Annotated in this window: 9 protein-coding genes; 4 read left to right on the forward strand and 5 right to left on the reverse strand. The window is 58.8% G+C overall.

Going from position 1 to position 11,758, the window contains the following annotated elements; all coding sequences use genetic code 11:
- Nucleotides 1–146: 146 nt before the first annotated feature.
- From H7692_RS05500 to H7692_RS05510, 3 genes are all read left to right on the forward strand, one after another.
- Nucleotides 147–2,102, forward strand: a complete 1,956-nt coding sequence (locus H7692_RS05500; RefSeq protein WP_222135686.1) for a polysaccharide biosynthesis protein — start codon at nucleotides 147–149, stop codon at nucleotides 2,100–2,102.
- Nucleotides 2,103–2,210: 108 nt separating this feature from the next.
- Nucleotides 2,211–3,455: a sugar transferase gene (locus H7692_RS05505; protein WP_227339884.1), complete on the forward strand. Its 1,245-nt coding sequence runs from the start codon at nucleotides 2,211–2,213 to the stop codon at nucleotides 3,453–3,455.
- 9 nt (nucleotides 3,456–3,464) lie between these two features.
- Nucleotides 3,465–4,607: a glycosyltransferase family 4 protein gene (locus tag H7692_RS05510; protein WP_201926593.1), complete on the forward strand. Its 1,143-nt coding sequence runs from the start codon at nucleotides 3,465–3,467 to the stop codon at nucleotides 4,605–4,607.
- A gap of 34 nt (nucleotides 4,608–4,641) precedes the next feature.
- Here H7692_RS05510 and asnB read toward each other — a convergent pair whose 3' ends face one another.
- From asnB to H7692_RS05525, 3 genes are read right to left on the reverse strand one after another with little or no spacing between them, the layout of a single operon-like run.
- On the reverse strand, nucleotides 4,642–6,585 hold the full coding sequence (gene asnB / locus H7692_RS05515) for an asparagine synthase (glutamine-hydrolyzing) (RefSeq protein WP_201926595.1): 1,944 nt from the start codon (nucleotides 6,583–6,585) through the stop codon (nucleotides 4,642–4,644).
- The gene (locus H7692_RS05520) at nucleotides 6,585–7,724 is read right to left on the reverse strand and encodes a glycosyltransferase (protein WP_201926597.1); all 1,140 of its coding nucleotides are present in this window, start codon (nucleotides 7,722–7,724) and stop codon (nucleotides 6,585–6,587) included. Before H7692_RS05520 ends, asnB begins: the two co-directional genes overlap by 1 nt.
- A gap of 6 nt (nucleotides 7,725–7,730) precedes the next feature.
- Nucleotides 7,731–8,636, reverse strand: coding sequence for an EpsG family protein (locus tag H7692_RS05525; RefSeq protein WP_201926599.1), 906 nt, complete (start codon nucleotides 8,634–8,636; stop codon nucleotides 7,731–7,733).
- Between the two features lie 151 nt (nucleotides 8,637–8,787).
- Between H7692_RS05525 and H7692_RS05530 the strand changes: the two genes are divergently transcribed.
- Nucleotides 8,788–9,927: a glycosyltransferase gene (locus H7692_RS05530; protein WP_201926601.1), complete on the forward strand. Its 1,140-nt coding sequence runs from the start codon at nucleotides 8,788–8,790 to the stop codon at nucleotides 9,925–9,927.
- On the opposite strand, the gene H7692_RS05535 is transcribed toward H7692_RS05530, so the two are convergent.
- Together H7692_RS05535 and H7692_RS05540 are read right to left on the reverse strand one after the other, a co-directional pair.
- A complete protein-coding gene (locus H7692_RS05535) occupies nucleotides 9,897–10,838 on the reverse strand; it encodes a glycosyltransferase family A protein (protein WP_227339885.1) in 942 nt (313 codons plus the stop codon). The two genes, H7692_RS05530 and H7692_RS05535, sit on opposite strands and share 31 nt — an antisense overlap.
- Nucleotides 10,839–10,841: 3 nt before the next feature.
- The gene (locus tag H7692_RS05540) at nucleotides 10,842–11,744 is read right to left on the reverse strand and encodes an FkbM family methyltransferase (protein WP_222135683.1); all 903 of its coding nucleotides are present in this window, start codon (nucleotides 11,742–11,744) and stop codon (nucleotides 10,842–10,844) included.
- Nucleotides 11,745–11,758 lie beyond the last annotated feature (14 nt).

The following is an 11,758-nucleotide window of genomic DNA, read 5'->3' on the forward strand; positions in this document are numbered from 1 at the left end:
CGCAACGCTGGTTGAATGGCAACGGTATTGCTTCTATGATAATCTTGTTTTTTGTCGCGCCCGCTTCATTGGTGCGCAACCACTGCAGGAGCATGTCTCGCAAGTTGCACCCCACAATGGCTATCTGCGAGGAATAGCGGCAATCTATGAAAATTCTCGACCAAAATCATTGGCGCAACCTGCGGAAGGGGGTTCTCGCTTTCATCGGCGAACGGCCGCGCATTCAACGCCAGTTCGCCGCGGTGGCGATCGACGGCGCGCTATGCTTGGTTGCCGTATGGTTTGCCTTCTCGCTACGCTTGGGCGTTTGGGAGCTTTTCTCACGCCCGATCATGACGTTTGCTGCTTGCTCATTGATATTCTGGTATCCCATCGCATGGAGGTCCGGCGTTTATCGGTCGCTCATACGATATTCCGGCTCGCGCACGGTCACGGACCTTGCGATCGCGTGCGGGTTGCTGATTCTTCCGCTGCTGGTGGTGTGCGTCGTATTTCGTCTTCCCGGTGTGCCGCGAACCCTGAGCGTACTGCATCCGATGATCTTTCTGCTGCTGTTAGCGGCGAGCCGCGTCGGCATCCGCTTCGCACTACTCGACCTTCTGAACGTCGTCGGCGTCAACGCGCGGCGTATGCTGGTCTATGGCGCCGGACGCGCCGGCCAGCAGCTTGCGCTGTCCTTGCGTCATGAACCGCAAGTGCACCTCGTCGGCTTCATCGATGACGACCCAAGACTCGACGGACAGCGGCTCGACGGCGTCCAAGTGTTCGGCTCGTTCCGCCTGCATCAAGTGTTGCACGAAACCGCCGCGGATGAGGTGCTGCTGGCGATCCCGAGCGCTTCGCGCGCACGCCGCCGGGAGATTATCGAGGAGCTGCAGAAAGAGGATGTCTACGTCCGATCGCTGCCCAGTCTGACCAATGTCATCGACGGAAGTATAACCGTCAACGATTTGCGCGAGATTCAGATCGAAGAGTTGCTCGGACGTGAACCGGTAGCCGCAAATGAATTGCTGATGGGCAGGACGATCGTTGGCAAACGAGTCCTTGTTTCGGGGGCGGGCGGATCGATCGGAAGTGAACTATGCCGACAGATAATTCGCTGCCGCCCCGCACTGCTCGTCCTGCTCGAACAAAGCGAGTATAGTCTTTATGCGATTGAGCGCGAACTCGACGCCATGATGAAGGCGCTTGGCCTTGCAATTCCGATCCAACTCGAACTCGCCAACGTATCCGACCGGTCATCGATGCGACGCATATATAAGCGCCATCGCCCCGAGACCGTGCTTCATGCGGCAGCTTACAAGCATGTGCCGTTAGTTGAAGCCAATCCGCTATCGGGCCTCCGCAACAATATCATGGGGACGCTCCATAGCGTCAAGGCAGCCGAAGAGGTTGGCGTCACCAACTTCACGTTGATTAGCACCGACAAGGCGGTGCGGCCGACGAACATCATGGGCGCCTCGAAGCGGGTTTGCGAAATGATTCTGCAGGCACGCGCGACCGAGCCGGGAGTGAAAACGATTTTCAGCATGGTGCGGTTCGGCAATGTCTTGGGGTCGAGTGGTTCGGTTGTGCCGTTGTTCAAGGCGCAGATCGCGGCCGGCGGCCCCCTGACGCTTACGCATCGGGAGATAACACGTTACTTCATGACGATACCCGAAGCTGCACAGCTCGTCATCCAGGCAAGCGCAATGGCCAAGGGCGGCGAGGTTTTCGTTCTCGACATGGGCGAGCCGGTGCGGATCGTCGACCTGGCTCGTGCCATGATCCGGCTTTCAGGCCTCAGCGTACGCGAGCCTGACGTTCCGGAGGGCGATATCGAGATTATCGAGACCGGCCTGCGACCGGGCGAGAAACTTTATGAAGAGCTACTCATCGGAAATAATCCGGAACCGACGCACCACCCGCGAATCATGCGCGCGCGCGAGGGATTGATACCCTGGGTCGAGCTGGATCGCATGATGAAGCGGCTTAACGCAGTCATTTGCGAGTCCGGCGATGCCGCCACCGCAATGCAGATCATCAGCAGCCTGGTGCCCGAATATGCCGCCAGCGGGCAATGGCTCGGAGGTCGCGGCGATCTCGTCGAAATCGCCGAATGATTCGCCGCGGCGATAGCCGTTGACAGAGACCGGCGCGGCTGGTTGAATCCGACGGGCCGCTCCAGAGCCGCCGCCTCCCCTTCATTTGGAACCGTTTGAACCCGTGTGATGATCGTCGACACTTCACGTCCTTATGATTTCATCGTCACCGGCGCTTCCGGGAAAATAGGCCGGCATCTGGTTCCCCTGTTAGCGCGGAACGGGCGCACGTTGCTCGCGGTCGGACGCAACTCGGACACGCTGCGCCGCCTGTTCGCCAACCAAACTGGTTCCGTGGCAGTCGCGGACTATGGCGATCTTAAGCGCCTGCCCGGCTGCGATACGCTGATTCATCTGGCCGTGCGCAACAATGACGCGCCCGGGACGCTGGCCGATTTCTCGGCGGTGAATGTGGATTTCGCATCGCAGATCGCACGCGAATTCTCGCGCATGAACGGGCGTCGTTTCCTCAATATTTCCTCTATCCTCGCGCTCGACGACTTTGAAGAATCGCCCTATGCGGTCAGTAAGGCTATAGGAAAGCGCGCTATTCACGATATTATCGGCGACCGTCTCGACAATGTTCACATCGGTTATTTTCATGACCGCGGATACTTCGGCGAAAGGCTCGCCTTTCTCTCCCGCTTCGGCCCTGCGGTTGGTGGTATGATATTTGCTCTGTTAAGAATGCTGAAGCCCGCGACTTCGGCGCAAAGCCTCGTCGATTATGCGCTTGGCGAACCCCATTCCCTTCCTCCACCTGGAATATTGACCGACGACCTATCACGCTCGCGCGCCTACCGCGCCATTTCACGCTCAATGGACCTTGGTGTCGGGTTGGGCATCCTACTGCTATTCTTACCAGTTTTTGCTGTGATCTGGATCGCGATCCGGCTCGACAGTCCGGGGCCAGCAATCTTCGCGCAGCAACGTGTCGGCGCCGCGCAGATTCCGTTCACCCTCTATAAGTTCCGGACAATGAAGCGCGATACTGTGGCCGCCGGAACGCACGAGGTCAGCTCCAGCGCCGTAACCAGGATTGGCGCGTTTCTCCGCCGGACCAAGTTGGATGAACTACCCCAGGCGATAAATTTGCTGCGCGGGAATATGACCCTTGTGGGGCCCCGTCCCTGCCTGTACTCGCAGACCGAACTTATGCAGGCGCGCGAAGCGCTTGGGGTTTACGCACTAAAGCCGGGGATAACCGGCTATGCGCAGATCCGCGAGATCGACATGAGTAGGCCAATCGCGCTCGCGCGCAGCGACTATCGGTACAAGAAGTTGCGATCGTTGCTGCTCGATCTTCGCATCATCGTGGCAACTGCGCTCGGACGCGGTGGCGGTGATCGCATAACCGCGTCCGACCAAGTCTGATTGATCATCATGCCGAACAAAAGGATTCTCTTCTTTGTCGGCGATGCGCCCTTTTTCGTGTCGCACCGGCTCAACCTGGTCGAGGGCGCAATCGCCGGCGGCTATGACGTCGTGGTCGCCTGTCCGACTTCGCCGGCCACCGATACGATCCAGGCGAGCGGCGCGCGATGGGTCGAATGGAAAATCGACCGCGGCGGCACGTCCATCATAGGCGAGGTTCGGACCTTTCTCGGCGCCGTCAGGATTGCCCGTGCAGCAGCTCCCACGATAATTCACGCCATAGCGCTCAAATGTATATTACATGCCGGATTCGCGTCGAAATTATTACGCGTCCCGATCGTCGGCGCGGTCTCGGGGCTCGGGTATGTCTACACCGGTGCCGCGCGCGGATCGAAAGCCGTGCTGCGACGCCTCATCAACCGCTTTATGAGCATCGGCCTCAATCGCCGGAATGCCAGTTTCATCTTCCAGAATCGCGATGACGCAAAGATGGTCGAATTCGCCCGCCTCGACAGGGCCACCGTTTACATGATCGGCGGCTCAGGCGTCGACTTGGGCGCGATCGTGATGCGGCCACACCCGGTCGGCGCGACGACCGCCGTCGGCCTCCCCGCCCGCCTGCTCCGCGACAAGGGAGTCTATGAGTTCGTCGACGCCGCACGACAGCTTCGCGAACGTGGCCGCGATGCTCGCTTCCTGCTGATCGGCGATCCCGATCCGACCAATCCCTCGTCCGTAACGTCAAAAGAAATCGAATCCTGGGTCGCCGATGGCGCCATCGAATGGCAGCCGCATACGCACGATATCTCGACAGCGCTCGCGGCGCTCCATATTGTCGCCCTGCCGTCCTACCGTGAGGGATTTCCAAAGACGATCATCGACGCCTCCGCGGCCGGCCGCGCGTCGGTTACAAGCGATGTTCCCGGTTGCCGTGACGCAATCGTCGACGGGGTCACCGGGATTTTATGTCCGGCGAAGAATGGTGCGGCGCTGGCCGACGCGATCGACAAACTGATCCTCGATCGCAATCTCTGTATTGCCATGGGCAAAGCGGCACGGCGGCACGCCGAAACCCATTTCGATGTTCGCGAAGTCACTGCACGGCATCTTGAGATTTATCGACACAGCGAAATGCGCGGCCACCGACCCTGATAGCGGCGGCCGAGAACGCCTCGCCGCCCCCGCCTCACCTCGTTGCTTGAGCGTCAAGCCAAGCCTGGAACATCAGCACGTCCCAAACGTGATAGTGCAGTCGCCGACGACCGCTGCGTGTGTCGGACCACAGCCGGGCGACGGCTTCGGCATCGAAATAGCCGTCGCGCCGCAAACGGTCGGGTGCGAGCAGATCATCCGCCCACGACCGAAGCGGCCCGCGGAGCCAATGCTCGATCGGCACGCCGAAACCCATCTTGGGTCGCTCCATCATCTCGCGCGGTACGTACCGATAAAGAAGTTGACGCAGCGGCCATTTCGCCTCGTCGCCGCGGAGCTTGTACGACAGCGGAAGCGCGAGCGCGAATTCGACGACGCGGTGGTCGAGCAACGGCACGCGCGATTCCAGACTGACGGCCATGCTGGCCCGATCAACCTTCACCAATATATCGTCGGGCAGGTAGCTGCGCATATCGAGATACATCATCCGATCCCGGAAATCGCCGTCCGTGGGCCAGTCCGGATCGGACTCGGTCAAGATCGTCACCGGCTCGTGCGCGCCAGGCACGAGCGCTGACGGGTTCTTGGCATGTGACACCAGCGAGCGGTAGAAATCGTCAGCACGCTCGACGTTCAGCACATCGGCAAGCTTGAGCATCCGATCGCCAACCGCCATCTTACGAAGCCGTTCGGGTGCAAACTTCATCGCCCCGTCGATAAGGTTCGCGGGCGTCATGCGAAGCATAGCCGCGGCCAGCGTGCGGGCACCGCGCGGCATCCTGCCGAGACGACGCCAGATATCATAGCCTTGGGCGTAACGGGTGTATCCGCAGAACAGTTCGTCGCCGCCGTCGCCCGACAGGCTGACGGTCACTTCCGATCGAGCAAGGCGGCTGACCAATAGCGTCGGAATTTGCGAGGAATCAGCGAAGGGTTCGTCCCAGTGATGCGGCAGGATCGGGATCTGATCGAGCGCATCCTGCGGTGTGACATAGAGTTCGGTGTGGTCGGTACCGAGGTGCGTCGCGACCCGCTTTGCATGATGCGCCTCGTCATATTCGGCTTCGGAAAAGCCGATCGAGAAGGTTTTGACCGGGCGCGCCGATCGATGCTGCATCAGCGCGACGATTGTGCTGGAATCATAGCCGCCGGACAAGAAAGCCCCGAGCGGAACGTCGGCCGCCATCCGAATCCCGACCGCATCGAGCAGCAGTGTCTCGAGAGCGTCGACCGATTCCTGGGCCGATCCCGAAAAGGGGGTGTCGCGCCCCGCTTTCGCTTTCGCTGCGATGTCCCAGTAGGCGACAGATGCAGGAAGTGCCACATCGTTGACGCCGATCTCAAGATAATGCGCAGGTGGTAGCTTCTGAATGCCTTCGAAGATCGAGCCGGGTCCGGGGACATAATTGTGGCGCAGAAACAACGCCAGCGCGTCGCGGTTCACGCCTGCACGCCACGCCGGATGCTGGCGAAGCGCCTTGAGTTCCGACCCGAAGAGCAATGTATTGCCCTGCAGGCCGTAATAAAGCGGCTTTTCGCCCATCCGGTCGCGTGCCAAGAACAGCTTTCGCTCCCCCTTGTCCCAGAGTGCCAGTGCGAACATGCCGTTCACGCGATCGAGCGTCCCCGGCACGCCCCAAGCCGAAAAGCCCTGAAGCAGCGTTTCGGTATCCGAATGGCCCCGCCATCCGATTTGGCCGTTCGCTTCGAGTTCGCGCCGCAGATCGAGGTGATTATAGATTTCGCCGTTGTAGCTCAGGACAAATCGGCCGTCGTGGCTTGCCATCGGCTGATGTCCGGCAGGGGACAGGTCCATAATCGCCAGCCTGCGATGCGCCAGCGCGATCCCAGCCTCTCCATCGACCCAATAGCCGTCGCTATCCGGCCCACGATGCACGAGCGTATCGGCCATCCGGCGCAGCACGGCTTCGCCGTCGGCAAATCCCGCCCGATCGAGAAACCCTGCAAAACCACACATTAGACTTCTCTTTTCATCATTGAATCATAGAGTTGCATATAGGCAGCAACGGTAGCCCGGAGACTGTAGCTAGCCTCGATCCGCGCTCGCGCCGCTTTGCCGATTTCAGCGCGGCGCGCAACACTCATCCGCGCCAGATCGGTTATCGCCACGGCCATTTCCGCGGCGTCGCCGCGCGGTACAATTCGCCCGTTGCCATCGAGAAGCCTTGCACAATCCCCTACATCGGTCGCCACGCATGGCAGGCCACTCGCCATCGCTTCGCCGATCACGTTTGGAAATGCCTCGCTCACAGACGACAGGCAGAAGAAATCCATGCCGGGCAATATCGCCTCGATGTCGTCCCTCGGGCCCAGGGCAAAGAATCGCTGTGCCGGCAGATCGGCGAAATGCGGTTGCAGCGCAATCGTGTTGCGGGTCAGACCATCACCGATCATGACCACATGCAACTGCGGGTTTTCCACCATCGCGATCGCGCAGGCTGCCATGAAGGTCGGGACGTCCTTAAGCGCGTGAAAGCGACCAACAAAACCCGCGAGCGGCACATCATCGCCAATGCCCAATTTCGTCCGCAGCGCCGCCCGGCACCGCGCATCAGGTTTCCATCGCTCGGTGTCGAAGCCGTTCGGAATGACGATACCGCGGCGCGCGGAGAAGCCCATGGCTTCATGATGCGCACGGGCCTGGTTGCTATTATAGATAATCGCATCCGGTCGCGCGGACTTGGCTTTTAGACCGCGGATCATCCATCGCGTCGCGCGCTTCTCGGCGCGCAGGTCGTAAAGCGATTGACGGACGTTCCACGCGAGGCCAACCCGCCGGCCCGCCATCGAAGCTGCCATTGACGCGATCACGTTGCCGTGCGGCATCCATCCCTGGACAATGTCGGGGCGTGTCCGTCGAACAACCCGACGCACCCCGAACAGCGCTGCGGGAAGCCCGACCGCCCCCTTCATGCCGAACGCCTCGACCGATATGCCCCGTTCCAGCAAGATAGGGCCGTAGTGCCCCATGCCAGCCAGCGACACGACATCATGCGTGAACCGGTTGTCGAGGTTCGAGGTCACCAGATTGAAAAGCGATCGTTCGGCCCCGCCGGTCCCGAGTCCCGTGATGATGTGAAGCACATGTCCCGACATGCGGCGTCATCCTGAAATTGTGGAGAAATAATATATCCACTGCGCGATCGTGTAGATCGACATCGCCGGAATCGCGAACATCTTCACCGACGGCTTGGCGATCAACACCGTCGAAATGACGAAAGGATAACCGAGCGCCAAGAAGCGAAGCGAATAGCCGCCGGTAAAGACGTTCACCGTTACGAGCGAAAGGATGAACAGCGAAAACCGGCCCTCGATCGAGCGAAAGGTGTCGCGATAGTCGATCAGGAAAAGTCCCAAGAGGCCGACCCAGAAGCTAAGATAGAGGGGGCTGCTCGACAGGTCCAGATATTCGGCTCGCCGGTCGCCGATCAGTGTCAGCAGGACCTCACGAAGCGGTCCGATCACCAGCCCCATGACAACCCCTGCGCCCAGTATCAGCGCGAGGCGTAGCCCCAAAGGCCAGCGCGACAAACGCCCGCCTTCGCTGTCGGTCATCAGGCAAAGGACATAAATCGCGAGGAAAATGATCATCGTCGTATGGATCGTGGCTGCAAACAGGCATAGGGCGACGGCAATATAGGTCGATCGCCGCAAGAAGAGATAGACGAGATAGAGAATACTGATCGCCAACCCCGACCGCAGCTGCGAATAAGCGAGCTCGAAGATGAGGGGGTTTGCAAGAAAAATAAGCGGAAGCAGTCCACCACGCCTGTAGACGATAAGCGCAGCCGTCGCCAAAAATACGGTCGATATAATTTGAAAAACGGTATCGTACGTTACCGGAAGCAGATCATCCTCCAGGAGTTTCATCAGAAACCACCAGGAATATTCGGAAGTGAAATAGTCTAGGTAGCTATCGAAGTAAAAATAATCCAAAAGATTATCCTTGTAGATGATCTTTTGGATATAGACTTCTCTGTCTTGCAATATACCACGCGTACCTGACATGATAATATCAGGCCACGGCATCAAAGAAATGATAACAGATAATACAATAGGAACAATGTATGATCGATAGTCTTTTGGAAGAGACTCTTGATAATTCTGCCGATTGTTCATATTAGACTACCACTAATCATTCAAAGGTCAAAACATTGAAATGAAAATATTATTTCTGGTATCTTCAATGCAGGGAGGTGGAGCAGAACGGGTTGCCGCGCTGCTCGCAAATGCGTGGGCTGCGCGCGGTCACGATGTCAAGCTCATGCCGACCTTTTCGGCGCGCGGAAATTGCGTCTATCCATTGTCAGAGTCGGTTCATCTGGATTTTCTCTCTGATCATTGCGCGCCTACCGCGGGACGGTTGGCACGACTTATGACGTTGCGGCGGCTCATAAGGAGCATCAGACCCGATGTCATCGTTTCATTTCTGTCGCACGTCAATGTCGCCGCCCTGATATCCGCGCTCGGAACCGGCGTGCCGGTGGTCGCCTGCGAGCGCACATACCCGCCACTTCTTTCGCCTCCCCTGCCGCTTTCCTATCGCTTGCTACGTCGACTTACATATCCCTTCGCCGCGGCGCTGGTTGCACAGACACAGCTCATGGCAGCCTGGATGCGCCGCCGCGCGCCCTGGACGGAAACCGCCATCATAGCGAACCCGATCCTTCTACCGATGATCGACACCGAACCCGCTGTACCGCCATCGTCGCTCGTTAATGACGCGGCGCGCGTTCTGCTCTGGGTGGGTCGGGTGGATACTGTAAAACGACCAGAGCTTGCGATTGACGCCTTTGCCGTGCTGGCGAACCGGTTTCCCAATTGGGTTCTCGTAATGCTAGGCGACGGGCCGCGCCGCGCCGGACTGCAGACCTCAGTCGCCGAAAAGGGATTGGACGACCGAATATTTCTTCCGGGCTTTGCCGGAAATCTCGGCGCCTGGTACGAGCGCGCCGATATTTATCTTCTGTCGTCGAGCACCGAGGGATTTCCCAACAGTCTGCTCGAAGCCATGGCCCATGGTGTCGCGTCGGTGGCGTTCGACATTCCGACCGGCCCGGCCGAGCTCAGCCACGACCGCCAGCGCCTTCTGCTGCTTTCGGACGACAACCAGTCCGCTCGACTTCTGGAGGCGCTCCAGAGCCTAATGACCGACGGCAACGGGCGGCGTGCGCTTGGGGAGCGTGCGCGCGACGTGACGGAAACCTATTCACTCGACAGAATTCTGGGTCAGTGGGACAGATTGTTGGAAGAAGTCACAAAAAGACATCATGCTCGCGGCAACCGTCTTTCGTCATAGAGAAACGCAAGAAATCCCACAGGCCAAGCAAGCAGCTTCAACAAACAGCCTCCTATGCTTTGGGGCGGAAAGCCGCCTTTTCTTCCGCTTCGCCCCATGTGCCAGGCATAGCGCGTGTGATTGGCCGCGATCTTGAGCACCTCGACCGGCGCCCGGAAAAGCCAACGCCAGTCATGCGTGAGAAACTCGGCGGCGAAGTAACCACGCCCGACCGCCATGCTTCGAATCTTGGCAAGCGTGTTTGTGCTGTTGATGATCGAATCCTGTTCGACGTGATAGATCAACACCGGTTCATTAATGTACCGCGTCTTGTATTCTCGGGCGATCGCGTTCCACACAACCCCTTCAGGAACAAGGCCTTCGATAAATTCCGGGAAAGGATGTCGACGCAGAATATCGACGCGTTGGAAACCAGACTTATCGCCCCGGATGCGGTCGCACAGCGTCGATTCGACCGGATTGCTGTCATAGGGACTCTGCGGATAGGTATCGCCGAAAATTTTGCCATCCTCATAGCAGCAAAGGCCGGTGATGCCGACAAAGGCGCCGCGGTCGGCCTCAGGGATCGCCAGCCACTCATCGCGAAACAGACGCAGCGCGTGCGGGAGCGCGGCGTCATCGCTGTCCCAGCATAGGAACAACTCGCCACGAGCCTCGCGAATGCCGTAATTATAGGCTGTTTTTTTGTGCCCGTGCGATTGATGAAAATACCGGATCGGAAAATCCGTTTCGTCGATCCATCGCGCGACCAATTCGCGGGTGTTATCGGTCGACCCGTCGTCGACGATCACCCATTCAAAGTCCCGAAACTCCTGCGCGGCGATGCTTTCATACAAGCGCAGCAAGGTATGGGCCCGATTGTGCGTCGGGGTAAAAATGGTGAAAAGCGGAGCGGCGCCGGGATCCGACATTTCTCAGACCACACCTAGATCGCGGTGCACAGCGACGATCATCTGGTAAAAGGCGGGCGCGAACTTTCCGATCGGCCGCACGTCGAGCCGCTCTCCGAAAAGGGTTCGCAGCAGGAAACCTGTGTAGCGGCCGAACCTCGATTCACCAAAATCGAAGTTTCTTTCAACCGAGACGAAATCATAACCCGCATCGGAAAGAAGGTTGACCACATCCGAACCATCCGGCCCGAAATCGCTGGGCGATAGTTCGAACATGATGACGGGTCTATGCGCAGCGATAACCGAACGCGCGCCGCGAAGGACACGCGCCTCGAATCCTTCGGTATCGATTTTGATAAAGCCAATGCGGCCAAGCGCGTGGTCGGCCGCGAACCGGTCCAGCGTCGCCAGTGATATGCCTGCATCGACAGCGGGAACGACGCCCTGCGCGGCGACCTCGATGAATGTCCCACCCATGTTGGTTGGATTTTCGCGTAGCGTCCCGAAGACTTCGGCATCGGAGAGGCCCAGTCGGTGCGGCGTCACATTTATGGTCTGAGCCGCATTGAACCTCAGAAGCTCGAACGTGCGTGGATTGGGCTCGAACGAATGCACGGCGTGGAAATATCTTGAGAAGAACACCGAATGATTGCCGATGTTTGCCCCGATATCGAGCGCCACCAGCTGATCCATATCCGTCAGGAAGCGGCCGAGCCACCCAAATGCTGTGCGCAAATAATCATCTTCGTACCGGCCTTCGATGTTGATAATATGTCCGATGTGATCGTGCGAAAAGATCGCCAACTGCGGGTAACCGGCGGCATGATGCTCGCGCGCCAGCTTGTGCAGTTGCCGGTTGGTCACGAACCGCGACACTTTCGTCAGCCCCTGGCTCGACGATCGAAAACTGTGGAGGGCATTGGTCAATTTCAGTCCAATCT

Origin of the sequence: Sphingopyxis sp. P8, assembly GCF_020622175.1 — a bacterium.
Lineage (GTDB): Bacteria > Pseudomonadota > Alphaproteobacteria > Sphingomonadales > Sphingomonadaceae > Sphingopyxis > Sphingopyxis jiangsuensis.

Bases quoted from the DNA above. Each gene is read 5' to 3' on its own strand.
- H7692_RS05500 (WP_222135686.1), top strand. From the start codon at position 147: ATGAAAATTCTCGACCAAAATCATTGGCGCAACCTGCGGAAGGGGGTT.
- H7692_RS05505 (WP_227339884.1), top strand. From the start codon at position 2,211: ATGATCGTCGACACTTCACGTCCTTATGATTTCATCGTCACCGGCGCT.
- H7692_RS05510 (WP_201926593.1), top strand. From the start codon at position 3,465: ATGCCGAACAAAAGGATTCTCTTCTTTGTCGGCGATGCGCCCTTTTTC.
- asnB (WP_201926595.1), bottom strand. From the start codon at position 6,585: ATGTGTGGTTTTGCAGGGTTTCTCGATCGGGCGGGATTTGCCGACGGC.
- H7692_RS05520 (WP_201926597.1), bottom strand. From the start codon at position 7,724: ATGTCGGGACATGTGCTTCACATCATCACGGGACTCGGGACCGGCGGG.
- H7692_RS05525 (WP_201926599.1), bottom strand. From the start codon at position 8,636: ATGTCAGGTACGCGTGGTATATTGCAAGACAGAGAAGTCTATATCCAA.
- H7692_RS05530 (WP_201926601.1), top strand. From the start codon at position 8,788: ATGAAAATATTATTTCTGGTATCTTCAATGCAGGGAGGTGGAGCAGAA.
- H7692_RS05535 (WP_227339885.1), bottom strand. From the start codon at position 10,838: ATGTCGGATCCCGGCGCCGCTCCGCTTTTCACCATTTTTACCCCGACG.